The 23,110-nt window shown below is 39.4% G+C and carries 26 protein-coding genes; 4 read left to right on the top strand and 22 right to left on the bottom strand.

All coding sequences use genetic code 11. The annotated features are described in order from the left end of the window. Nucleotides 1-13: 13 nt before the first annotated feature. The 9 genes from K7887_RS04630 to K7887_RS04590 form a co-directional block, all read right to left on the bottom strand. Nucleotides 14-439 (bottom strand): NUDIX hydrolase, encoded by a 426-nt coding sequence (locus K7887_RS04630; RefSeq protein WP_223492415.1) that lies wholly within the window; start codon nt 437-439, stop codon nt 14-16. Between the two features lie 3 nt (nt 440-442). Further along, nucleotides 443-961 carry a GNAT family N-acetyltransferase gene (locus K7887_RS04625; RefSeq protein ID WP_223492414.1) on the bottom strand — a complete coding sequence of 173 codons (519 nt, stop codon included), beginning with the start codon at nt 959-961 and terminating at the stop codon, nt 443-445. 203 nt (nt 962-1,164) lie between these two features. After that, nucleotides 1,165-1,893, bottom strand: a complete 729-nt coding sequence (locus tag K7887_RS04620; protein WP_223492413.1) for an alpha/beta fold hydrolase — start codon at nt 1,891-1,893, stop codon at nt 1,165-1,167. Nucleotides 1,894-1,912: 19 nt separating this feature from the next. Beyond that, a complete protein-coding gene (locus K7887_RS04615) occupies nt 1,913-2,230 on the bottom strand; it encodes a cell division protein FtsK (protein ID WP_223492412.1) in 318 nt (105 codons plus the stop codon). Between the two features lie 79 nt (nt 2,231-2,309). Beyond that, on the bottom strand, nt 2,310-2,867 hold the full coding sequence (locus K7887_RS04610) for a histidine phosphatase family protein (protein WP_223492411.1): 558 nt from the start codon (nt 2,865-2,867) through the stop codon (nt 2,310-2,312). A 13-nt stretch (nt 2,868-2,880) separates the two neighbouring features. After that, entirely contained in the window at nt 2,881-4,095 is a 1,215-nt protein-coding gene (locus tag K7887_RS04605; RefSeq protein WP_223492410.1) for an MFS transporter, read from the bottom strand. Between the two features lie 173 nt (nt 4,096-4,268). After that, a complete protein-coding gene (locus tag K7887_RS04600) occupies nt 4,269-4,532 on the bottom strand; it encodes a hypothetical protein (RefSeq protein ID WP_223492409.1) in 264 nt (87 codons plus the stop codon). A 32-nt stretch (nt 4,533-4,564) separates the two neighbouring features. Next, on the bottom strand, nt 4,565-4,810 hold the full coding sequence (locus K7887_RS04595; protein WP_223492408.1) for a hypothetical protein: 246 nt from the start codon (nt 4,808-4,810) through the stop codon (nt 4,565-4,567). Between the two features lie 311 nt (nt 4,811-5,121). Beyond that, nucleotides 5,122-5,400: a hypothetical protein gene (locus K7887_RS04590; protein ID WP_223492407.1), complete on the bottom strand. Its 279-nt coding sequence runs from the start codon at nt 5,398-5,400 to the stop codon at nt 5,122-5,124. Nucleotides 5,401-5,567: 167 nt separating this feature from the next. Between K7887_RS04590 and K7887_RS04585 the strand changes: the two genes are divergently transcribed. Continuing rightward, nucleotides 5,568-6,140, top strand: a complete 573-nt coding sequence (locus tag K7887_RS04585; RefSeq protein ID WP_223492406.1) for an MEDS domain-containing protein — start codon at nt 5,568-5,570, stop codon at nt 6,138-6,140. Nucleotides 6,141-6,185: 45 nt separating this feature from the next. Here K7887_RS04585 and K7887_RS04580 read toward each other — a convergent pair whose 3' ends face one another. The 8 genes from K7887_RS04580 to K7887_RS04545 all read right to left on the bottom strand — a co-directional run bounded on the left by K7887_RS04580 (nt 6,186) and on the right by K7887_RS04545 (nt 14,443). After that, a complete protein-coding gene (locus tag K7887_RS04580; RefSeq protein WP_223492405.1) occupies nt 6,186-6,908 on the bottom strand; it encodes a D-Ala-D-Ala carboxypeptidase family metallohydrolase in 723 nt (240 codons plus the stop codon). Nucleotides 6,909-7,166: 258 nt separating this feature from the next. Beyond that, nucleotides 7,167-7,640 carry a FixH family protein gene (locus tag K7887_RS04575; RefSeq protein ID WP_223492404.1) on the bottom strand — a complete coding sequence of 158 codons (474 nt, stop codon included), beginning with the start codon at nt 7,638-7,640 and terminating at the stop codon, nt 7,167-7,169. Nucleotides 7,641-7,659: 19 nt separating this feature from the next. Beyond that, on the bottom strand, nt 7,660-9,039 hold the full coding sequence (locus tag K7887_RS04570; protein ID WP_223492403.1) for a PepSY-associated TM helix domain-containing protein: 1,380 nt from the start codon (nt 9,037-9,039) through the stop codon (nt 7,660-7,662). Nucleotides 9,040-9,110: 71 nt separating this feature from the next. Beyond that, nucleotides 9,111-10,499 (bottom strand): sensor histidine kinase, encoded by a 1,389-nt coding sequence (locus K7887_RS04565; RefSeq protein WP_223492402.1) that lies wholly within the window; start codon nt 10,497-10,499, stop codon nt 9,111-9,113. Then, the gene (locus tag K7887_RS04560) at nt 10,496-11,179 is read right to left on the bottom strand and encodes a response regulator transcription factor (protein WP_223492401.1); all 684 of its coding nucleotides are present in this window, start codon (nt 11,177-11,179) and stop codon (nt 10,496-10,498) included. The genes K7887_RS04565 and K7887_RS04560 overlap by 4 nt, the downstream gene beginning before the upstream one ends. Then, complete coding sequence (locus K7887_RS04555) at nt 11,176-12,153, bottom strand: YncE family protein (RefSeq protein ID WP_223492400.1); 978 nt, start codon at nt 12,151-12,153, stop codon at nt 11,176-11,178. Before K7887_RS04555 ends, K7887_RS04560 begins: the two co-directional genes overlap by 4 nt. 118 nt (nt 12,154-12,271) lie before the next feature. Continuing rightward, complete coding sequence (gene shc, locus K7887_RS04550) at nt 12,272-14,161, bottom strand: squalene--hopene cyclase (RefSeq protein ID WP_223492399.1); 1,890 nt, start codon at nt 14,159-14,161, stop codon at nt 12,272-12,274. Between the two features lie 78 nt (nt 14,162-14,239). Further along, a complete protein-coding gene (locus K7887_RS04545; RefSeq protein ID WP_223492398.1) occupies nt 14,240-14,443 on the bottom strand; it encodes a hypothetical protein in 204 nt (67 codons plus the stop codon). 262 nt (nt 14,444-14,705) lie between these two features. Between K7887_RS04545 and K7887_RS04540 the strand changes: the two genes are divergently transcribed. The 3 genes from K7887_RS04540 (at nt 14,706) to K7887_RS04530 (ending at nt 17,776) form a co-directional block, all read left to right on the top strand. Then, nucleotides 14,706-15,578: an EamA family transporter gene (locus tag K7887_RS04540; protein ID WP_223492397.1), complete on the top strand. Its 873-nt coding sequence runs from the start codon at nt 14,706-14,708 to the stop codon at nt 15,576-15,578. 90 nt (nt 15,579-15,668) lie between these two features. Continuing rightward, nucleotides 15,669-16,337, top strand: a complete 669-nt coding sequence (locus K7887_RS04535; RefSeq protein ID WP_223492396.1) for a TVP38/TMEM64 family protein — start codon at nt 15,669-15,671, stop codon at nt 16,335-16,337. Between the two features lie 8 nt (nt 16,338-16,345). Next, on the top strand, nt 16,346-17,776 hold the full coding sequence (locus K7887_RS04530) for a dihydrolipoyl dehydrogenase family protein (protein ID WP_223492395.1): 1,431 nt from the start codon (nt 16,346-16,348) through the stop codon (nt 17,774-17,776). Nucleotides 17,777-17,862: 86 nt separating this feature from the next. Here K7887_RS04530 and K7887_RS04525 read toward each other — a convergent pair whose 3' ends face one another. The 5 genes from K7887_RS04525 to K7887_RS04505 form a co-directional block, all read right to left on the bottom strand. Further along, nucleotides 17,863-18,705, bottom strand: coding sequence for an SDR family oxidoreductase (locus K7887_RS04525; protein WP_223492394.1), 843 nt, complete (start codon nt 18,703-18,705; stop codon nt 17,863-17,865). Next, nucleotides 18,702-19,175: a hypothetical protein gene (locus K7887_RS04520; protein WP_223492393.1), complete on the bottom strand. Its 474-nt coding sequence runs from the start codon at nt 19,173-19,175 to the stop codon at nt 18,702-18,704. The genes K7887_RS04525 and K7887_RS04520 overlap by 4 nt, the downstream gene beginning before the upstream one ends. A gap of 94 nt (nt 19,176-19,269) precedes the next feature. Continuing rightward, a complete protein-coding gene (locus tag K7887_RS04515) occupies nt 19,270-20,439 on the bottom strand; it encodes a Ger(x)C family spore germination protein (RefSeq protein ID WP_223492392.1) in 1,170 nt (389 codons plus the stop codon). Continuing rightward, complete coding sequence (locus tag K7887_RS04510; protein ID WP_223492391.1) at nt 20,436-21,536, bottom strand: GerAB/ArcD/ProY family transporter; 1,101 nt, start codon at nt 21,534-21,536, stop codon at nt 20,436-20,438. The genes K7887_RS04515 and K7887_RS04510 overlap by 4 nt, the downstream gene beginning before the upstream one ends. A gap of 15 nt (nt 21,537-21,551) precedes the next feature. Further along, nucleotides 21,552-23,036, bottom strand: a complete 1,485-nt coding sequence (locus K7887_RS04505) for a spore germination protein (RefSeq protein WP_223492390.1) — start codon at nt 23,034-23,036, stop codon at nt 21,552-21,554. Between the last annotated feature and the right edge of the window lie 74 nt (nt 23,037-23,110).

The raw sequence follows: 23,110 nt of genomic DNA, 5'->3' as shown, positions 1-23,110 counted from the left end.
GTGATCACTCCAGTTAATTAAACTCTATGTAAAACGGAACCATTTCTTCCTTTAAACAATATTCAATCCGTTCTCTAAAATTCTTATATGTTACCATTTCCAACGCTTGCTCTATAGGGTAAAAACCAACTTCCAAGCTCTCAGGTGAAGTAGTAGGTGTCCCGCCAACCGCTCTAGCTAAGAAAAGCGTGTTACATATGGAGCCACTGACGTTTTGGAAAACTCCACAGAATTTGACGATTTCCACATCGATTCCCGACTCTTCCTTCGTTTCCCTGATGGCAGCATCCTTCAGTGATTCTCCCTCTTCCACTTGTCCGCCAGGCATCTCCCATCCACGGCTTGGGCCTTTAATTAGAAGCACTTCATTCTTGTCATTCAGGACAACTGCCGCTGCCGAAATGATGTGTTTTGGTGTCACTCTTTCTGTTTGTACCATTGTTTATTCCCCCTTGTTATATCTGAATTGAATCAACTGACTTTCTATCCCCTGGTATACTTCAGATCCAATTCTACTAATCTCGGTGAATCCAAGTTTTTCTAACATTTTTTTAGAGCGAGTGTTAGCTTCATGCGTTTCTGCATCAAATATTTCAGTGCCAAACTTTTCGGTTGCATTGACCATTAATAGCTTCACAACTTCCGTACCGACTCCATGTCCCCATAATTTACTTTCCCCTATGGCGATGCCAATCTCAGCGCTAATACCATTGATGTTTGCCAGGTCTGCATAGCCAATTAACCTTGATTCATATTGGACTCCTAATCTTACAAAGTCATGGGGATGGTTATGTACACAATTGTGCCACCATGAAAAAAGTTCATCCTCGTTTCTATCAATTTCCCAACCATTCGCAAGACAGAAAGCATGATCATTGCTCCACTTTTCCACCATAGGAAAATCTTCAACTTGAAGGGCTCTTAGTTGAATAGACAAGTACCCGGTTCCGGTAGATTTCACCGATCTCTCACACCCTCTTGGTTGATTTATTGATATATCCCTAAATTTCTTGATATATTTCAGAATTTCTTGATATATCTTGAATTTTATTGATATATCTCGAAAATTATTGATATATTCCCAGATTTATTGATATATCACCCTAGCACCTTGCTGCCTTACCAGGAAGAGGTATCCTGCTTGCACTAATAGCCTCATTTCAACTAACTTTCTACACCAACCACACTATATCTCTCCAAAAACCCCTTTAAAATCCGGTTATAGACCTCCGGCTGCTCGGAATGAACCAGATGTCCTGCAAACGGGATGACTGATACGTGGATGTACATATTTGACAGTGGGACAATGATAGCCCCCTTCACTTCATTCGCGTTCTTCTCTCCTACCATGAATAATGTTGGCATTTTCAGCTCACCCAAATTAGAAGTTTCCTCAAATGGATAGGAATCTTCTTCCGCAGACAAGTGAATAAACTCCCTCCAACCATTACCATGAAGCTGGTCAAAGTAGGCTACAACTTGTTCATTTTCCAAAAGGTTAGAATGCTGTACAACCATATTCCGATGTATTTCCGACCAATTAACAGGTTTTTCAGTCATCATCCCAGAAAGTGTCAATGTCTTCACTTTGTCTGGAAACCTCTTGGCAAGAAATAGTCCAACCAATGCACCAATGGAACAGCCAACGATATGGGCAGATTCCACCCCTAAAAGATTCAACGTATCTTTTAAATCGGAGGCACAATCCTCATAATAGTTTGAGAGCTTACTTGAAGAAGACTTTCCATGCCCCCTTAAGTCTGGCAAAATTACTTTATATCGCGACTGAAAATAATCCCGCTGTTCTTCAAAATCAGTCATCCCCGTTTGCAAGCCTGTATGTAGAAAAACGATTGGTTCTCCATCCCCAAAAACTTCTGTATGTAATAACATATATCCCCCACTCCCCGTCTCAATAAAGATAATCATCATGGTACACTTTAACTAAATACATATATAATCCAATAACACTTAACCCAAACCCGATGCCAAATGGCCATGGATTATCTTCTTTTACTCTGTCAAAAGTGCCAATGGTTGCTAAACAGAATAGCATTGTAAAGATTGGAATCCATTTATATTCTGGTCCAAAAGCGAAGGATGCCCCTCCTAATACTAGAACCATAATTCCAAAAGGGTTTTGCCGCTTAATACCGTCCAAATGGTTATTTTCTTCTTCTGACATGTCTGAGTATTGATTTACAATCATTTTTTGTTTCAACCAATTCATGAGGAAAACGCTGCTTACTTTTTGGAGAAATCCCCAACTTTTACCTCTGATCCTTTTTAAAACTTTTTTGCCCAAGAGTTCACCTCTCCCACATCCGACTCACCCCAACCAACTCATCCCCATCAAACGTTAGCTTATAGATATCCGGCATATCCAACCCATTCCAAAACGAGAAATCATACTGCTTGTCAAAATGATTCATGATTAAAACCATAATGTTTCCATGCGTTCCGATCGCCACATTTTCCCCTTCGTACTTTTCTAATAGGCGATGGATGACCTTCACACCTCTTGCCTGCGCCTCCATATTGGATTCGCCGCCTTCCCAGGCGAAGTTTGGATCCTCCCAGACCTTTGTGATGGCTGCTGCGAAGTCTTCAGCGGGCTTACCTGTCAACGTGCGTTCTTTCAAGTCTTCAAAAATCTCAATCTCCAAATTAAAATACTCCGCCACACCTTCTACAGTTTGAACTGCCCTCTTATAAGGACTGGAAACTACCACATCAATATTGTCAGGTTGGATCAAAGCTAGTATTCTCTCAGCATCTTTGTACCCTTTTTCAGATAAGGGCCGCTCCAATTCATCAGGTGTGTAAATGGAATGAGCATGCCTAATGAAATATAGATTAGTCAACATATTTCCCCCTTAGTTAAACAGAAACTTCTTCCCTAAAATAGCTTGCTTTCGAGGGTCTTATAATGGCAATTAATAAAACCAATGCAAAAACGGTGGAAACACCTGAAAATATCAGGCAAACAAATTGCAAGGAGAACACCTCAGCTGCAAATCCGAGGAGCAGCGTAAGTGCTATTTGCACCATCCCTTGGAACATCTCTGCAATACTAGCGAACCTCCCCATGATATCAACAGGGACAGTGTTTTGGAAAAATGTCGCGTACCCTGCATTGGCAAATGCCATGAAAAAGCCGAGGAATACAAAGGCAGCAGTAGCAGTAAAAAAGTCGTAAGAAGCATAAAAGGCTACATATCCCACAGAAGTTAGAAGCATCCCAACTCCTAAATAAACTTTTAATGATACTTTTTTTGCTACCAAAGCCGACACAAACGCACCGCCCAAGGCCCCGAGACCCGTCAAACTTACGATTAGCCCGTAATCACGGTCAGACAATTCCAGGACTTGTTTGATAAAAGTCACCTCTTGCGAATCCAAAGCAAATCCAAGTAACATAGCGGATTGGAACAGTAGATAAACAGTGATAAAAAATCTTGCTTTCATTGAGAAGTCCTTGACCACGTTCCAATCGTCCATTAGAGTTTGCAGGCGGATCGGTTCCCGTTTGTTTTCAACCTTCTCATCCACATCCGGCAGCAGGAAAATGAAGAATGCACATACTAAGAACGTCACTGCGTTGATCAAAATACATATGTCGGTACTCACATACATGATGAGAAATCCTGCAATGGCCGGCCCCAAAAGGAACGCACCTGAGCTTGTCATGCTTAATAACGAGTTAAATCTTTTACGTTCGCTGACCGGAATAAGTTTCGTTATGTACACAGAAGAACTTGGTCCAAAAAATGCCCCGACCATATTGATAACTAACAAAATAAAGTAGATAGTCCAGAGTGAATCAATGAATGGGATGAGAAACACTAGTCCTCCACGTGCTACATCCACCCATATCATGAGCTTTCTTTTGTTCACTCTATCAATGACACTTCCGGCCCACATATTGGTCAGTAAAATGGCGATTGGCCTGATTATGTATAAGCCCGCAACGGCCGCTGCTGAACCTGTCATATTTAAAATGGATATATTTAATGCAATTAAGTAAATCCAGCTCCCCAAATAAGATACGCCGATTCCGGCAATCAATAAGAGGGGGTACTTCCATGAAGACATACGACCACCCTTTTCTCTTTTCAACACATAAAAGAAAAGCACCGGAACTGCTCCGATGCCGCTTATCTTTACAAATATTACTATATCATACTATTCAGAAAAAAGTTCTGGAACTTATGTGTTACGTGTTATCCCCCTGCAGTCCCCATGACAACAAACCCTTTGTTGCTTTTTCAAGTTGACTTTAATAGTAATTTTGTTAAATTAGTTATACTCATTAGCCATGTACACAATCCTGCAATAAAGAACCCAATTGCATAAGTTGGTATGGTCGCTTCTAATACTCTGTCGTTAATCTCCAGTCCTAAAAAATACACACCAATACCGTTTCCATCAACATCTGAACCGTATGACCAAAGATGGAGACCTTCTGAAATTAATAAAATCGTAAGAATTGCCAGTGAAATAGAAACTAACCAACGTATTTTTGGATTCAATTTTGAACCCCTCCCCTATTGCATACTTTTTTTTATTTATCAGAGTTTGCACTTCGCTCATTACCTCTTTTGAAATTTCCAGTTATTTTTGCCATTATCAATTGCTTAGCTTTATCATCATCCGCAGCTTCCATCCGCTCTAGGAATTTATTCGCTTCTTTTCCTTTCAGGATTTTTACTTGTCGGTTTTCATAATCAAGGAAAATGGTATTATCCTTTGAGATGCGGTAGCTGAAAGGTGATTCATCCAAACGGCTTCTTTTATCAATATTTTTCATTTTTTTCATCCTCCCTCGAACTGCCATTTTCGTAAATGACCGAAGTTTTCGTGATTTTGACCAAAGTTTTTTGAAAGTTGACCGAAGATTCTCCGAGTTTGACCGAAGATTTTGGAAAGTTGACCGAACCAAATTTTCAAATGACCAAACACTTGAATTTCTTGACCGAAGGACCAATTTAAATGGCCGAAGTACCTTCTAAGACGCAACTCAAATGTCCAAAGCTAATCAAAAAATGTCCAAACCCATTTTCAGAAGGGAATTTTGGACTAAAATTGGTTTAATTATTCCATAAAATTGATCCCATCCCCCTAGAGATTCTCCCCGGTCACTTTCTTATACACCCCAGCACCAACCATCCCCACTCCTATCAAGAACAATGCAGGGGCCATTAGCCACATGACTGCCACTGCAGCAAAACCATCCCCTACACTCACTCCAACAAGAATCGCAACAATCCAACTGAAGAATGGAGCAATGGATAGCATGGTTATAAGTCCCCAAATGATTAATGCTCTATTTTCGTATTTACGGCTCAGTACGATACCTATTCCTATTGATAAAACCAATACAATAATGGCAAATGGCATATATGTTTTCCTCCATTCTTAATCAGCACACTCTATACATTTCCATAAAGTGGTTTTAAAATCCTTCTCTAATATTTACATTTAATAGAAATAATTATTTCGCTTTCTATTCATATATCAAGTAAAATATATATTACTAGTTACTCGTAAACGAAGGGGTGGTCCGATTGCATAGCAAAATGTATCAACTGTTTGAGGAGCAGAGAAGTGTTCATGTTCTGTATCCTTATGTTGGGTTAAAGAAGTACATAAGTACAGTTGTAGATTTTGTGTTGAATGGCATAATGGCTGGAGATTATGTGATTCTAATTGAAAATGAGCGTAATTATCGATTGATTTATAGAGAACTGAGTAACAGGTTAACATTTGAGCAATTTAAGTTTTTACACCGGGTGAATAACTTTGATTTTTATTTTACAAATGGCAGCTATCAACCCCCTGCAATATTAGAATACTTTAATAAAACAGTACAACCTTACGTGGACAAAAATCTCTCTTTCCGAACATGGTCACATGTAGAATGGGCTTCAGTAGGAGATCCCATACATTTAATAGAAGATATTGAGCGAACTGCAGATGAAAAAGTGATAAGCCTATCCTTCCCATTAATCTGTGCATATGAAGCAGAGCAAATGCCGATACAACTTCAAACCATTCTATTCGAAACACACCCATATATACTATTCGAAGAAAATTTTATTTCATCTGAACTTTACAATCCTCTTGTAGATGTAGAATAAAAAGAGTACATATCCGATATCCGGATATGTACTCTTCTTTGACTTTTATTCCCACCACCAATACTGCGTACCATAAGGATATTCCACTCGGCTATCCATATGTGTAAAGCTGCCTTCGCTGTAGATCCCGCTAAATCCGGAACTTTTCGCAGCATTGCGTACAGTGGTAGTGCTCACACCAGATACGCTGATGTCTGCAGCAATCCCATAGGTGTGCTGGCTGTTGGAAGCTCCGCCGACATTGCGGTTGTGAGAGATGCTTCTAAAACCGGAGTTGACATTCATTGGACGGTTTCCAATTTTCACTCGGATTGCCTCAAGCTTGTACATCATACGGCGTACATTTTCGCGAACGGTTGTTGCTGATACATTCCCGCCGTTGAACCCGCTTCCGTCTTTAGAATAAAATTCGCTGTAACTGAAGTGTTTCGTTCCATTTGGTGATTCTAATTCATTTAACTTTGCTTGTGTCTGTGGTCCAACTACTCCATCTGCCGTCAATCCGTAAGCACGTTGAAATCGGATGACCGCAGCTTTCGTACCCGGTCCAAACTGACCATCCACACTGACTACTGTTTGTTGCGGTGAATCAGCTGCCCAGCCTGCTACCCGGATCTGCAATTCTCTTACATCCGTACCACTAGAGCCCTCACTTAACGTCCTCGTCCAGTTATAAGCGGACGCTTCTTCTGCCGCGACCAATGACAATACCATCCCAAGCATTAAAGTAAAACTGAATACCAACATCTTCTGATACGCATTTACCATCTTCCCATCTCTCCCAACCACAATAATTTTTTGAATGACTTGTTCAAATCAAACTGCAGCTACGACAACGATTGATTGCTAGGTTTAGAGATTAATATAATGTATGTAAGTTGACCTCCTTCACTATGTTCTATTAACATAGTAAAGGATTTCTACTAGAAAAAATTCAATTATTCCTACAAGAATGGAAAAAATTTAAGGGGACAGGCACCCCAGCCCCCTAATGTGGGTCGGCGTGCCTGTCCCCTCGGTTCTTTTTTAATGATGATGCCCACTGTCCTCACTATCATCATGCTCTTCCTCTTCTACTTCACTTTCCAAAATAGCGTCGATCTCTTCCTGACTCATATCCCCAACCACCAATTGCTTAGTAGGCATGACATGCATGTCACGAGCTGTTACATGAGACTGAACTCGATAAACTCCCTTTTCACCAAAAGAATGTTTTACTTCATAAACGCCATCACCAACATGCTCTGCATCAAGAAGGACACTGTTTTCTTTTCCGTTCTCCACATTCCAAATCTCAATCTGCACTTCTTTGGCATCTTCCACTTTTTCGTCGCCCTGCGTAACTAAGGTCGTAATCGCTACTTTCTCTTCTTCCTTCACGTTTTCAGGAAGTGTTATTTCAACCTCAACAATTTCCAAAGAGGTTTTCTCCTCAGGCGCACTTGTGCAACCCGCCAACAATAATAAAATCGGTACAACTACTAGCAATAATTTCTTCATTTTAAACACGACACCTTTCCTACCCTAACCAGGCTTTTAAACGTTTTATTCTTACAAATACAAGCTTATCTAATAAGAGCACCACAATGATGGAGATCCCTACCAACGGCATGACAAGTCCTAGTAGCAGCATGATAATGGTTACTGCCCTTTTTATCTTTATATCTACATTTCTACCTGGAGCGCCTAACCCATTTTTCGGTTTTCTTTTCCTCCACATAATTAAGGAACTTACCATCATTCCTATCAAACCAATGCAAAGCAACAGACCCAATAGTTGATTAGCCAAACCAAATAGTTTCCCTTCATGAAGGGCAATTCCTAAGGTGATTGCTTTCCCCAAAAATCCATAGTCCTCATATCTAACATCTGTCAGCACGGCACCACTGTATTGATCAACATGCAACGTAGCATTATCAAACGGTTTGGAGTGAGATGCAGCTATCGTAAACACTCCCGTTTCCCCTTGTGGCATGGAGATGGAATACGGCTTTTGAACATTTTTCATTTCCGCAATTCCTGCGGCGTCATTTAGAGTTAATGGTACATATTGATTATCGACCGAAGCAGGTACTGGAATATTTTCTGCAGCCCAAGGGACATCTTCGGCGACATCTTTTGTCACTGAGACCGATTCAGGCTTAGGTCCGAAAGCAAAAGAGAATGCTGGATATCCGGTATTTGTTGCTGTTGCGATTCGATTGATTTGCTCCCCCATAACACCGGACCATGGCAGCCCTGTCAAAATTAAGACCAAGAGTCCAATGGACAGCCAGAATGCTGGTACCGCATGCATGTCACGCCAGAACACCCGTCCTTTGCTTCTTAATCTCGGAAGGACGGTGCCCCAAATGGAGGCTCGGTTTCGGGGCCACCAAATATACAGTCCTGTTAATATAAGAATAATGGCCCAGCAAGCAGCAAGCTCCACTAAGCGGTTGGCAACCGTCCCGCCGACAAGCAGTTCGCTATGCAGTTTCATAAAGATGGTCATCAGTTCTTTTTCAACAGGAAGATTTCCCAACACCTTTCCGGAATAAGGGTCTACAAAAACATTTACCGCCTGTCCGTCCTGCATCGTGGAAAATTTAAAAGTCCGTTCTTCCTCATCAAAAACGGATACTCCTGTTATGATAGCGTCCGGGTATTGCGACCTTACCTTTTCCGCCTGCCCATTTACAGACAAAGTTGCTGAGTTTGTTTCTTCCACATAATATAGATCTTGATACAAATAGGATTCTATCTGCGGTTTAAATAAATAAACAGCACCACTGAAGGCCAAAATAATTAAAAAAGGAGCAAAAATAATCCCAGCATAAAAGTGCCATCTCCACATGGTTTGGTAGAGGCCATTTCTGCTCTGATTTTTGCTCTTATCTTGATTCGTTGTGTTCTCCATAAGCATACTCCTTCAACTTTATCTTTGTATGCTTATATTTTGACGGTCAATTGTGAAAAAAGAATGAAGGATTATTGAAAATCAAACAACGGTAATTCCACTGTCACTACTGTTCCTATTCCACGCTTAGAATCGACATGAATCCTGCCTTCATGCTTATTTATAATCTGCTGGACAATGGAAAGTCCAAGGCCGGTTCCACCGCTTGTTCTAGTCCTGGCTTTTTCGACTCGGTAAAACCTTTCAAAAATATAGGGAACATCCTCTTCTGGAATACCTACTCCTTCATCCTCAATTTTCAAGACACCCATCTCTTTTCCCTCTCTGACAAGAATTCTTATTTTCCTGTTAGTAGCGGAAAATTTGATAGCATTGCTCAAAAGGTTTTCCATGACTTGATCAAGTCTCCCATAATCCCCATTCACGACGACCCCTTCATCAAGTTGGACCTCCGTTACAAGACTCTTGTCATCCAGCTTTAAGCGAAAGCGGTCCAGCACTTCTTTTACCAGTTCCGCCAGTATGACCGGTTCCTTGTTCATCGGATACGAGTCACCCTCTAGCTGAGCAAGATCCAAAAGATCATGAACAAGACGTTCCATTCTATCCGTTTCTTTCTTGACCGTTTCTGCAAATTTTTCTGTTGGAATGATTCCTTCATCCAACGCTTCACTGTACCCTTTTAGATAGCTGATCGGTGTCCTTAATTCGTGGGATACATTGCCCAGAAATTCTCGTCTGTTCCTGTCGACTTCATCAAGATTGGATGACATGGTATTGATGGATCTACCAAGGCTTGCAATTTCATCCTCGCCTTTTATGGATAACCTTTTCGAAAAATCCCCTTGGGCAATGTCTTTTGCCACTTTCTCCATCTGCTTAATTGGTTGTACAATCCTGTTTGTCATTTTCGTTCCAACTAAAATCAGAAGAATAATCACTAGGAAAACTCCACCAATCAGAAAGTTTCTGATTGGCTCAAATGCCTCCGCAATGGCTGTTAAAGGAATATATAGAAAAATGACTGCTTCCAACCTATCTTCCACACTTAATGGAATGACAACCGCATTGATTTCTTGGTTCAGTCCGGTATGGTATTTCGTGAAGGTCAGCGTTTTCCCTTTCAGTAAGTCCTGTCTTTCGGAAAAAGTGATTAGATTTTCTTCTGCAAAAGAGTCAAAAGGTGCACCACTTGCCAATAGCATCGGGTCATCCGTAAAAATGAAAAAGGTATCCGAACTATCTTCCAACCAGTCTAATTTCCTTGAGAAATTCTCCGGATTATTTTCATAGTAGGATTGCTCCAAGGCTTGTCCTTGTTTTAAAAGAGTTTCTGTCTGTTTTTCGATATACAATGTTTGATACAGGTAATAGGACACGACCACCACCAAAATAATGGTCAAAACGGAAACAGAAATGATGGTAAGCCAAATTTTGTTGCGAATAGATAATGGCTTCATGCTTCCTCACCTTCAAATTTATAACCGATGCCCCATACCGTTTTTATTTTGGCACCTTCATCCTTCAGCTTGAATCGCAATGTCTTTATGTGAGTGTCTACGGTGCGGTATGAACTCTTTTCCGCATCCAGCCCCCAAATGACATCATGTAGCTGTTCTCTTGAAAATACTTTCCCTTCATGTTCCATTAAAAAAAGTAAAAGATCATATTCTCTTCGTGCAAGGTTCACCCGTTCCCCTCCAACCAGCACTTGCCGAGCGTTTTTCTGAATCGTTATCTCAGCGTGCGAGACCACATCAAAGAATGCTTGATTGGATCGGCGAAGCAATGCCTCCACCCTGGCCAAAAGTTCCTTGGGGCTAAATGGTTTCATTACATAATCATCCGCCCCTAGCTTCAAACCTCTCACTTTATCCCATTCATCACTTTTGGCTGTGAGCATCAGAATCGGCATCATATATTTTTCACGGATTTTTTTGCAAGCAGTAAAGCCATCCATGACTGGCATCATCACATCGAGGATAATCAGGTCCACCGCTTGGTCATAGAGCATATCCAGCGCTTCCCCTCCGTTTTCCGCATGGAGGACTTGATAGTTTTCCTTGTGAAGATACATGCCAAGCATTTCGCGCATATCCGCTTCATCATCCACCACTAATACACAAAAGGCGTTTTTCATTCTCTTTCGCCTCCTTTGAATAAGAGATAGGGACCGTTCGCTATTGCATACTTGTCTAAAACATCCATGCTTTCTTTATCTAGTACAATTACTTCGTCCCCATCAAGGCTCGACACATATAAATTTTCCCCATCTGCAATCATGAAGCTCGGATTATCCCCGACATTTATTTTCTTTTCCACTTCAAAAGTGTCAGCGTTGAATTTCGTCAGGCTGTGGTCTCCATGGCTTAGCACATAAATAGAAGAATTCCCGCTTACCTGTGAAATTTGGATTGGCATCAGTCCAGTTGTCACCGTTTTTACTTCTTCTCCTGTCTCTGGATTATAGGCAATTACTTTTTCATTCAATTCACCGGTAGCACCATGCCCGCCAGTCCATATATTCTTCCCATCAAAGTGCAACCCTTCCGGCCTCTCATTCACCGAAAAAGAGTGTTTAATGTTGTTAGTAGAAGTGTCCATCACATGTACATCCCCGCTCTTAGAAGCAAGCACAAACAAACGCTCTCCGTGGTGTACCATCTTAGACGGATACTCTTCCACACTTACTTCTTTGAGAACCTCTTCCTTCTCAATATCTATCACTTGTATCGTGTTGTTTTTTCCATTTGCCGTGTAAAGAAGACCATTTTCGCTATCATATTTCAGCTCAAGAACTCCCGCTTCTATTTCCATGTATGGAGAAACTTTATTTTCATTTGTATCAATTACAAAAAGGCTTTCTTTTTCTTTGACAGAAGCCATATAAACACCTGGCTTTATTTCCGCAATCGAGGAAAGCCGGAATGGCAGACTTACTTTCTCTTCCCTACCTGTGGCAAGGTCCAAGGCGGTAATGGCATTTTCTTTCAAGTGGCTTATATACATGACCGAATCATCGTTCTCCATTTTCGGCAATGCAATATCATTGCTTGTACACCCGGTTAGTGTAACTGTTATTATTATGGCGATTATAATAAAAGGATACTTCATCCGTAACACTCCTAAATAGAAATACTAACCCTTATTTTACTCCAAAAATGTGAATAAAGTGTGAGCAAAGAAAAAAGGTGATTCTGTTTGTTAGAATCACCTTTCAATATCATGTTGTTCACCTATCATATTTATTCTTATAGTGGCTAAGCGCTTGCAATGGCCAAATATATTTATAGCTGTGATAGTGAATATAGTACCCCCCTGGAATTCCTGCACCTGTAGGATACGTGCTTCTCCAATCATCCGCTTCTAGTAAACTCAATAGTGCTTGAATTCCCAATTCTAATTTGGGAGTTGGAGTTTCCGATACAGAAATGAGCGCATCTAAAGCCCAGGCAGTTTGAGAAGGAGTACTTTGATGCAAAGGAATATAGCGCTTGTTGATATCACTTGCACACGATTCTCCCCAACCCCCATCCTCATTTTGTATGGAAAGAAGCCATTTCACAGTACGACTGATTATAGGATCATGATTGGATACGCCGATAGCCTTCAATCCTGTTATCGCAGCCCATGTCCCATAAATATAACAATTTCCCCATCTTCCATACCACGACCCGTTCGCCTCCTGGTTGTGTTGGAGCCACTCTTTTGCTTTTTGAAAAATTTCAGACTCCTGGGGAATGGTTGTATACTCCCCTAAAAAGTATAAGGTCCTTCCTGTTAAATCAGCAGTCGAAGGATCAAAAAGCACCCTGTCTTCATATTTAAAAGGAAGTAAAGACAGAAGATAGTTATCCGTATTTTTCTCAAAAGCCGACCAGCCACCATCATCATTTTGCATGGACAGGATCCACTCGACTCCCCTGTCCCACGCTTCTTTGAAATGATGCTCAGTTCTTGCTGATGGGGTGATAGCCCTCAAAGCAGCAGTTGTGTCATCAATGTCAGGGACAAAGGTGTTGATATCCGAAAAACCCCATCCGCCTGGAGGAACGTCTGGATTTTTGATGGCCCAATCACCGTATTTCTGATGCTGTCTAGAGAAAAGATAGTTGTTTGCTTTCATGATGGAAGCATGTTGATGAGGGACTCCAGCCTGTTGCAAAGCAGCTGTGAGAAGAGCAGTGTCCCAGACGGTAGAGGGGGAATTTTGAATAAAAGCTTGGTCAGCATTTCTGCAAAGATAGGATTTCATCCCCTTAAAGGCATTACGGATGAGGGGATGCTTTTTATCGAAACCTCGTGCAAGAAGGGCAAAGACCATAAAGAAACTTGCACTGAAATAACTATACATGGTTCCATTTTCTTCGATTCTCTCGATAATATAGTCTTCCGCTTTGATAAAAGCTTTTTGCTTGAGGACTTCAGGCGATTCTGAAAGTTTTTCTAGGGCATTTTTAAAATAAAGTTTTAGATTCTGCATTTCTTCCAAAATCCGTTCATTTTCAGAATCACTTATTCTTTCCTGAAGAGGTGATATGTTAGGGGTTTGAGGTGTAACAAACGATATGTTCAGATTACTGCAGATAAGAATCGGAATCCAGTGTGCTCTCGCATACCCTACAAGCTGATAAATCGTGATGGGGGACCACTTTGGAAGTAACATGATTTCAATCGGAATGATTTTTATGGTACTTGGCCAGATAATTTGCCCTGTTATAGCAAGCATCATTTTGGTCAACCAATCACTTTTTGCAAGTCCTCCATTTTCGCGTATGAAGCGCTCCGCCTTTCGCATATAGCTAGCTTCTTCGGCAACGTACCCTGAATACAATAAAGAAAAGTACCCCTCTATTGTGGCACTCAAGTTACCTTTGTCCTCATCAGGGTACACTTTCCAGGCTCCATTTGGCGATTGCCTTGACTTTATTCGCTCTACTAAATCTTTTACCAATACTTCCTCATCGGTGATTTCAAGTGTTCTTATTAGGATAATCATATAAGCATCTGTCATGATGCTTCCTTCAAAGCAAAAGTTCCAGGCACCATTATCCGATTGTGCGCTGAGTAAACTGCTTATCATATCCTTAAACTTCTCGTATATTTTATTTACCGTATTCATATGTCCCTCCACTATGTTCACGTAATATTAAAACTTATGTACGTTTACACAATTTAGAAGGCCATCAGAAAACCTACTTCAAATCATTATTCCATCACTAACTCTTCCTGTTTTCTTATTTGCCTCAAGAATCAACGCATCGATATCCTTGTTTATACTTACTAATCTGTCATGTAATGTGTTGACATCTTCCCCTCTTTTCAGATTTTCCAGCCTTGTCAGTTCTCTTTCCAATTGGACCATTTTCAACTTTGTATCTGATATGGAATTTTTAAAGTTCATTTTTCCGTCCCCTCTCCTGTTACTACCAACTCTGCTCCTAAATTGATGGAAACACAACTTTTAATGTGTTGTGCTGGCAGTGAAATTTCTTATTGAAAAGGAGGGATTATTTCAGTATAATTTGGTTTGTAAATTTAATAATAAAATGTTTCTTGTGGATTTTTCTAGAGATCACTCTATTTTCGCCACACGACTGTCTTCTGACAGTTGTGTGGCTTTTTTGTATTTTCTTCAAACAAATCATTGAAAGAAGGTAAATTATATGAAGACTTGGCATTATGCGTTGATGGTATTTTTAGGAGGCTGCTGCCTTGGGATTTTATCTACATTCGTGAAGCTTGCTTATGCTGCCGGTTATTCCATGAGTGAGGTAACAGGCAGTCAGGTGTTAGTTGGTACGATCATTATTTGGATTGTTTCTTTATTTATCCGAAAGAAAAAATTACATGTCATGCAAACATTGAAGCTTGTGTTAGCAGGGATACCGATGGGCCTAACAGGATTGCTTTACTACCAATCCTTGCAAACGCTTGAAGCTTCCCTCGCTATCATTTGTTTGTTTCAATTTATTTGGATTGGCACATTGATTGAGTGGATTTTTTATAAAAAGCTTCCTTCATCAGGTAAGATTGTATCGATTGTAATCTTACTTTCTGGATCCGTTTTGGCAGCCGGATTGTTGGGAGAAAGTATTGAATCCATTTCATGGCAAGGTGTAATTTGGGGAATACTTTCTGCTTTTACTTTTTCTATCTTTATTTTTTTGAGTGGGATCATTGGCAAAGAAATCCCTGCGATTCAAAAAAGTGCCCTTCTTTCCACCGGTGGCTTGCTTATTACTTTTATCTTGTTTCCCCCAGTATTTTTAGTCGAGCTACCAACTGTAATGGGAATCGCTCCTTATGGGTTAATTCTAGGTATATTTGGTGTGGTGCTGCCCCCATTACTCTTTTCCATTGGAATGCCTCATGTGGGACCAAGCCTAGGAACAATCCTTACAGCCTCTGAACTTCCTGTCGCTGTAATCATGTCGGCATTTGTATTATCCGAACATATCAGTATGTATCAATGGGCTGGGGTTGTGCTTATTTTAGGCGGGATTGTAGTTGGAAATAGGAAGTATTCAATATCATGATAAAACTAATTCCTGCACCTTATTTGTTGCTCATTGATGTGCTGTTGGGTTAATAATAGAAGATAAGTTGATACCGGAAGGAAGGGTTTCATGATGAAAAAGAATTGGATTAAAGGAATACTGCTAGCTATAATAGTAGGTTCCTTGTTATACATCAATCACAACTATCTAAATATCAGCCCAGAAGGAATTCGGAAATGGATTCTATCCTTCGGTATCTTTTCACCGATCATCTACGTTGTTCTATATACGATTCGACCACTCATCTTATTTCCAGCATCTATTCTCTCTTTAGCTGCCGGACTTGCTTTTGGGGTTTTATGGGGAACGGTTTATACCATCATTGGGGCGACATTAGGAGCAATCGTATCTTTCCTTGTTGCGAAGAAATTCGGAAAAAATATAACGCAGAAGAAAACTTCAAACGTGAGAGTACAAAAGATTCAATCGCAAATGGAGGTCAATGGATTTTTCTATGTGCTTCTTCTTCGTTTAATACCTTTGTTCAATTTTGACCTAATAAGTTACCTGGCGGGGCTTTCCAAGGTGAAGCTGTCGCATTTTGTTTTGGCTACAGTAATTGGGATCATTCCAGGTACTTTTGCTTACAATTTTCTGGGATCCAGTTTTGTCGGCGATAATAAATCGGTCATTATTTTTGCAGTTGTCGTTTTTATTCTGATAAGTGTTCTTCCGCTTATATTAAGTAAAAAAGTCCGTTCTAAATTAGGATTTGCGAAAACCGAAGAAAAGAGGTGAAGGTTTTTATGAAAAAGTATGACCTCATTGTCATTGGAGGAGGAGCCGGAGGATTAACAGTAGCCGCCGGCGCTGCTTCTTTAGGAGGAAAAGTTGCGTTAATAGAAAAGGAAGAACAGCCTGGCGGTGACTGTTTACATTTCGGTTGCGTTCCATCCAAAGCTTTAATTGAGATTGCAAACCGCGTTAAAAGCGCACGTTCCCTTGAGGAATTCGGTGTTCACGTTTCAGAGAATATTCAAATGGAAGCTGTCATGAATAAAGTGAAGGAAGCCATTGAACATATTCAAGTGCATGATGATGCGGATCGGTTCCGAAAACTAGGAGTGGATGTTTATATAGGAATGGGGGCTTTTAACTCCAAGAATGAAGTGGTTATTAATAATGGAGAAATTATTTATGGGAAGAGAATTGTAATTTCTACTGGTTCAAGACCGTTTGTTCCATCAATTCCCGGTTTGAAAGAAAATGGATTTATCACAAATGAAACCATCTTTTCTTTATCCAAATTACCAAAAAGGCTATTAGTGTTAGGCGGTGGTCCGATTGGAATTGAAATGGCTCAGGCGATGGCGAGACTAGGAAGTGAAGTGACGGTTGTCGAGAAGTCTGATTGTGTACTAGTAAAAGAGGATGAGGAAGTTCAGCAACTCATGAAAGATGTTCTTTCTAAAGAGATGAAGCTACTCTATAATGCTAACGTCAATTCTATTGAATCTGGACCAAACGGGAAAGTTGTTCATTTAACGGTGGAACCAGTAGAGCAGGAAATCTCTATGGAAGTGGATGAAATACTGGTTGCAACAGGAAGAACCCCTAATTCTGACAAACTTCAATTAGATAAGGCCAATGTTCAAACAGATGAGCGCGGACATATAAAAGTGAATGCACGCTTGCAAACAAACATCCCTCACATCTATGCTGTAGGTGATGTTAACGGAACATTACCTTTTACTCATGTAGCCGGCATGGAGGGCAAGCTAGTCGTCCAAAACGCACTTATAGGATTAAGAAGAAAAATAGATTATTCCAATGTTCCATGGGTCACCTACACTTCACCAGAAGTATTTCATTTAGGTTTAACCGAAGGAGAAGCAAAAGAACAAGGATTAGACTATGATGCCTATAAGGTGGACCTTTCCGAAGTCGATCGATTCGTAACAGATCACCAGACAACTGGTTTTGTAAAAATTATCACGGATAAGAAAGGTCATATCATAGGAGCCCATGCCATTGGAAATCATGCCGGGGACTGGATGCAAGAGGCGGTGTTTTCCAAACAGTTTAAAAAGAAGCTCGGTAGCATATCAAATGTCATTCATCCGTATCCAAATCATAGCGCAGCTGTTCAACGTACAGCAGATGCCTATTGGAGGAAGAAGCTATTTGAAGGTTTCCTACCTAAAGTGATGGAGAGGTACATTAGGTGGTTTAGATAATTCAAAGAGTAAGGCAACTGGTGTCTTACTCTTTGTTCTAGTGGTTCTATGTACTATCCACATGAAAAGAAAACAGTCTCAGCGCCTTATAACCATTCCTCTTGGTAGTCCATTATGTAGTCCTTCATTTTCCTGGGCTTCATTTTTGTTAGTTTTTCATACTCTTTGGTAATCCCTTTCGCCAATCCAAGTTTAGTTGGGAAATGAATACCTACGACCACATTAATAAATTGTTCCTTTGCACCTTTTTTCAGCATACATTCTCTAAATTCTTTCACAGAAGGATTAGTATAGTGAATATCTACATGCATCACATCAGTCATCATTTCAGCCACTTCATAAAAGTCCAATGCTTCATCACCTGTGATGACATACTTTTTATTTTGATGATCTTCCGTATTTTGAAATGCTATGGAAGCAACTTCGGCAAGATCCCTAGTATCCACAAAGCTCGTCTTACCTTTCCCAGCAGGTACGAATATTCGCCGATTCTCTCTCAGTTCTGCACCTAGAAAGTCATTTAGATTTTGCATAAAATATCCGGCACGTATGAATGTAAATGGAATACCTGATTTTTTAATTAATTTTTCATTCTTATAATGATGGATGAAGGGCAAGAATTGTACATCTTTAACAGATAAATAAACAATATGCTTTACTTTTTTTTGCTTTGCAACATTTAAGAATTCTTCAAACTTGATGTCAGCCCCTGGAGGATAAATCAAAAATATTTTATCTATCTCGTTTAAAGCTTGATCAAATGTGGCTGGATTTGAAAAATCAAGTGACACAAAATCATATGAATTCTGTTCTCTCTTTAAGCTATCTACATTCCTCACTGCACACTTAATTGATAACCCTTTTGCTTTTAAATTCTTGGCTACTTCCTTCCCGACTTTTCCGGTAAATCCTGTGACTAAAATGATCATTGAATTCCTCCAATGGATTTCTCCAGACTTACAATGTATTTATAAAAACCTAATAGAATCAATAGCAATATTACATCTTCCACCATTGAATACTGCAACTTCCACCAACCATAGTGAAAATAACCATATGGTTCAGGTAGAGCAGCAATAATCTCATAAATAATAATAAAGGCAAGCCACGCAATAAAATAAAGAAATTTTTTATAGAAATTGTTCCTAAAAGGGAAAAAATTCAGGAACAAGATATTTACGGGAGCGATTAATATTGTATGAGCCAAGAGCCCTGCCCAATCAACCCCGGGATTAAAATACCAGTATCCCCCCAATTTAAATTCCACAATGAAATCATGTGTTTGCTGAAAGGCAATCGTAAAAAACCAAATATGAACCATTTGATTTCGAGATAGTTTTTTATCTACTTTCCATGCAATTCCATTAAATATGAGGATAGCTAAAATTAATCCAATCATGATGTGTCCTTTGTGTATAAGATTTTTTATACTAATTTTTATTTAGTTTAACCCGTTGTGCGTGAAAAAATATTTATACACGTATTTTCCATTCTTACTCCCCATCATTTCTAGTTGACTTCTGATAAATAGGCGATTTATTGAATAACCCTTTTTGTCCTGTTGTGTCTATCTGAATGTCCACATTTACAGTAAATAATGCTTCTTTAAACCCTTTTTCCTTCCACTTTAACGTTTCAAAAAAGGTTTGATCCTTTATCCATATCCTCTGCCCCAACAACCATGGTTCCACATTTGCGTTCTTCATTTTCTCTATCGTTTGTTCAATATCCGTTTTTATCTCTTGATTCAATTTAGCTTCGAGCTTTTCAATAAAGTCTTTGGATGTTTCACCAGCAGAAAGCTCAACAAGGTTCCCTTCACCCTTCACATGAATATCAAAGGTTACCTGAGTTACCATTTCTAAATTCACTTTACTTTCTAACATCATTCTAGATAAAGAAACAGATACGTTTTTTCCTTTTGATTCTATTTGGGTGATATAATTCATTTCTTCCACTTTCTCGCCTTTTATCAGCTGACTTGCTGCTACTTCATTCCCTTCCAAGATTTCTACTAATGCATCCTCTTTTAATACTCCCATATCTTCAATAATAATTTCACTGTCAATTGTTTTTGCAAAGGGAATAACTGCCGCTGAAGATACCGTGTTTCGATCCCGTCTATACTGGAAAACTTTAATTGGCTGCGTTCGAGAAAGTTTTTTATCAGCCCGGAAGAATCGGTTAACATACAGGGCCGGTAACTTTATGAGAGAGGACTCTGATTTTAAAAACTTGCTAGCCTCTTCATCCTTGCTTATTATAAGGAAGACCTTGTTCCCTATATCAGGAATTCTGTCCACCAAATCCAATGAACCGTTGATACTAGATGCCGCAATTTTCTCTGAAATTACAATAACCTTTAGATGTCCAAAAAATAATACATTCGGCGTCTTTGATTCCAAATTAGTAAGTGCTTCCCATACTGTATCCCCTTCACTCCATAACACCTCAAATTCTCCGGACTTCGCAGGACCTCCCCCTCCGTTTTGACTTTTCCCCAGAATAGGTAACTGGATGCTAACTTTATATTTTTTTTCCTCTCCTTGATCAATAGATATTCCTAATACCATCCCTCTTTGGTCAATTTCACGCATATCATTGCAACCACTTAAACACAACACTAGCAGTAACGGCAAATATCGTATCTTTTTTCCCATCATGAAACCATCCCCCGAGAGTTACGGTGTCTTAGTATGACAAAGATTAATAGCAGACAGGGGACTAGCAAAGAAGCTACTAAGACATTGATATTATAAGCATGCCATCCTTCAATAAATTGAAAAGGGACCCAATTCGCATAAATAAAAAATAAAGGGGTAATGCAGACAATTAAAATTCCTCTTTTTATTTTTGGTAATAGTTGCTCTAATAAATGAATCGAAAACCAAAAAAGGATACAAGAAACTTTTATAAAAGAGATGATCCAAAACCCCAAAAACAAGAGATCCATCCTTTCTAACAGACCAGTACTAGGTGTAATTGATTGAACCAACGTAATGATTGGTGATATAAGATGGATTGCTTCTTCATATCCAAACACTCCTAATACAACCAAGCTCAAGGATACATATACCAGCATGACACATAATAATCCTGTACTCATGGCACGAAAGGTCTTTTCCCCCCGTTTTACATATTGGATAAACCCAAGGAGAGTAACTATTCCCCCGTACCGTGCAGCATCTGAAATAGAACTATTTAGAAAAACAGATAAGTCAACATTCATAACAGGTGGAATAAAGATCCAATCGAAATATCCACCAAAAAATCCCCAAGTCAAAAATGTCGAAAGCAGTATTATTTCTGCAACAACAAAGAAAGAAACAAACCTAACGATTGTCAATAATCCATAATGAACTGCAATAGAGATAAGTATGATGAAAGGTAAAATAATAAAAAATGTAGGGGTGGTTTTTAACATAAATGTCCTTACTAGAAAAGTCAGATCCTGTGTTACTTTCATCGTGCTAAAAATGGAACTGATTATCAAGTAAGCCATTATGGTGAAATATATGAAAGGGCCGGCATGATTTTTAAATACCTTGAAGAAATCCATATTATTGTATAATCGGAAGTATTTAGATATTAGCCAGACCTGAAAAAGAAAGGGAATGGACGTTATGATTAGCTTTAACCAAGCACTCCTGATTTCCCCATCTGCTACATACGGTAAAAAAGCTACTCCCAAAGTAATGGTGGATGAAAACGTAAAGGCAAACAAATCAAAGCCGCGGAATTGTTGTATTGTATTACGCAAAGCTTCCTCCTCCTTTCACTTTGGCTTCGAAAATTGGTTGTTTCTTAATCTAGAAAAAATATTTAATAGTTCTTTCGGATTAAAAGGGGTTGCAGGAGATAAATATGGTTTTCCGAAAGAACTAAGGTTACAAAGATGTAATGTAAGGTACGCTATACCTATTGTTAAGCCGAATATTCCTAATAAAGCAGACATGATTATTAATAGATATCTTGAAATTCTCCATGAAGAAATTAGATGCCAAGTTGGGAGTGTAAACGATGTAATAGCGGTTGAGGCACTAACGATAATCATTGTTGTACTAACTAAGCCAGCTTCTACAGCCGCCTGACCTACAACAAGCCCCCCTACAATACCAATAGTCTGACCTACAAAACTAGGAAGCCTTAGACTTGCTTCTACTAAAACATCCAAAGCAAAAATCATCATTAGCGCTTCCAAGTAAATAGGAAATGGAATATTATTTCTGGAATCAGCGATCGTTAAAGCGAGTGTGGTTGGAAGCAGTTCTGGATGATACCCAACTAAAGACACGTATAGAGCTGGAAGAATGGTCGCTACTAGTATAGACACAATTCTTAGTATACGGATAAAAGAATTATCCAATGCCATTCGGTAGTTGTCTGGACTTATTTCAATCAGGTTAAACAAGGTCGCTGGCAGTACGACACTGAAGGTGGAATTATCGACGATTAGCACAATTTTTCCCTGTCCTAATGCAATGGAAGTATAGTCCGGTCTCTCTGTTTCATATACTTGTGGGAAAATGGACAGGGGATGATCCACTATTTTTTTTGCAAGCTCCCCGCCATCGGTCAATTGCTCCATTGTTAGATTTTCCAATCTACTAGTGACCAACTCCAACAAATCAGGGTCCACATATTCATCTAAATACAATAATCCAACGTGGGTGTGACTTAACGTTCCCACGGTGAATTCTTTTAATTTCAACCTCGGGTCCTTGATTAGTTTACGAATAAGTGAAATATTTGTTCTGCTATCTTCAATAAAGCCGATTTTCGGTCCATATACTTGATACTGCGTTGTGGGTTCTGTTACGTTTCTCTGTTCTTTCTTCACATAGTTCACTAAAAAAGGTACTTCCCCAGGTAAGTGAATGACTACATGACCTTCCAAGCACCCTTGGATACAAGACTTCCATGAATCCGCCTCATAGTAATCAAAGTTTCTAATGTTTTCTTTTAATACCGCTAATTCCAATTCATCTGAGAGTAGTAGTTGCTCTTCTAATTTAGTTACGTCGGTTATTCCGGAAATGTAATAGACATACACCCCCGATTCATCGTTTTTAGGAATATACCTAACGCGAAAATCACCTACATCTTCAAAAACATGTTTAATAATATCCTGAAAAGATTTTTGATCATTTGGAATGGTTGAGTCATCCACCTGGATTTTCTTTTTCAAATAATCTTCATAGTTTGGCTTCATTACTGATTGAATCTGTTTGCTGCCCCGAGAAGGTCTCTTATTAAACACACAATTACCTCATTTTTTGTATAAGTCTATGACTGATTAAATACGTTTGACTGTACTACGGAGTATTATTTTAC

Origin of the sequence: Sutcliffiella horikoshii, assembly GCF_019931755.1 — a bacterium.
Taxonomy (GTDB): domain Bacteria; phylum Bacillota; class Bacilli; order Bacillales; family Bacillaceae_I; genus Sutcliffiella_A; species Sutcliffiella_A horikoshii_E.
This window is presented reverse-complemented; position numbering and strand designations above follow the sequence as displayed.

Excerpts from the sequence above, each read along its gene's own strand:
- K7887_RS04630 (WP_223492415.1), bottom strand. The coding sequence starts at position 439 with ATGGTACAAACAGAAAGAGTGACACCAAAACACATCATTTCGGCAGCG.
- K7887_RS04620 (WP_223492413.1), bottom strand. The coding sequence starts at position 1,893 with ATGTTATTACATACAGAAGTTTTTGGGGATGGAGAACCAATCGTTTTT.
- K7887_RS04615 (WP_223492412.1), bottom strand. The coding sequence starts at position 2,230 with ATGAATTGGTTGAAACAAAAAATGATTGTAAATCAATACTCAGACATG.
- K7887_RS04610 (WP_223492411.1), bottom strand. The coding sequence starts at position 2,867 with ATGTTGACTAATCTATATTTCATTAGGCATGCTCATTCCATTTACACA.
- K7887_RS04605 (WP_223492410.1), bottom strand. The coding sequence starts at position 4,095 with ATGTCTTCATGGAAGTACCCCCTCTTATTGATTGCCGGAATCGGCGTA.
- K7887_RS04595 (WP_223492408.1), bottom strand. The coding sequence starts at position 4,810 with ATGAAAAATATTGATAAAAGAAGCCGTTTGGATGAATCACCTTTCAGC.
- K7887_RS04590 (WP_223492407.1), bottom strand. The coding sequence starts at position 5,400 with ATGCCATTTGCCATTATTGTATTGGTTTTATCAATAGGAATAGGTATC.
- K7887_RS04580 (WP_223492405.1), bottom strand. The coding sequence starts at position 6,908 with ATGGTAAATGCGTATCAGAAGATGTTGGTATTCAGTTTTACTTTAATG.
- K7887_RS04575 (WP_223492404.1), bottom strand. The coding sequence starts at position 7,640 with ATGAAGAAATTATTGCTAGTAGTTGTACCGATTTTATTATTGTTGGCG.
- K7887_RS04570 (WP_223492403.1), bottom strand. The coding sequence starts at position 9,039 with ATGGAGAACACAACGAATCAAGATAAGAGCAAAAATCAGAGCAGAAAT.
- K7887_RS04565 (WP_223492402.1), bottom strand. The coding sequence starts at position 10,499 with ATGAAGCCATTATCTATTCGCAACAAAATTTGGCTTACCATCATTTCT.
- K7887_RS04560 (WP_223492401.1), bottom strand. The coding sequence starts at position 11,179 with ATGAAAAACGCCTTTTGTGTATTAGTGGTGGATGATGAAGCGGATATG.
- K7887_RS04555 (WP_223492400.1), bottom strand. The coding sequence starts at position 12,153 with ATGAAGTATCCTTTTATTATAATCGCCATAATAATAACAGTTACACTA.
- shc (WP_223492399.1), bottom strand. The coding sequence starts at position 14,161 with ATGAATACGGTAAATAAAATATACGAGAAGTTTAAGGATATGATAAGC.
- K7887_RS04545 (WP_223492398.1), bottom strand. The coding sequence starts at position 14,443 with ATGAACTTTAAAAATTCCATATCAGATACAAAGTTGAAAATGGTCCAA.
- K7887_RS04540 (WP_223492397.1), top strand. The coding sequence starts at position 14,706 with ATGAAGACTTGGCATTATGCGTTGATGGTATTTTTAGGAGGCTGCTGC.
- K7887_RS04535 (WP_223492396.1), top strand. The coding sequence starts at position 15,669 with ATGATGAAAAAGAATTGGATTAAAGGAATACTGCTAGCTATAATAGTA.
- K7887_RS04530 (WP_223492395.1), top strand. The coding sequence starts at position 16,346 with ATGAAAAAGTATGACCTCATTGTCATTGGAGGAGGAGCCGGAGGATTA.
- K7887_RS04525 (WP_223492394.1), bottom strand. The coding sequence starts at position 18,705 with ATGATCATTTTAGTCACAGGATTTACCGGAAAAGTCGGGAAGGAAGTA.
- K7887_RS04520 (WP_223492393.1), bottom strand. The coding sequence starts at position 19,175 with ATGATTGGATTAATTTTAGCTATCCTCATATTTAATGGAATTGCATGG.
- K7887_RS04515 (WP_223492392.1), bottom strand. The coding sequence starts at position 20,439 with ATGATGGGAAAAAAGATACGATATTTGCCGTTACTGCTAGTGTTGTGT.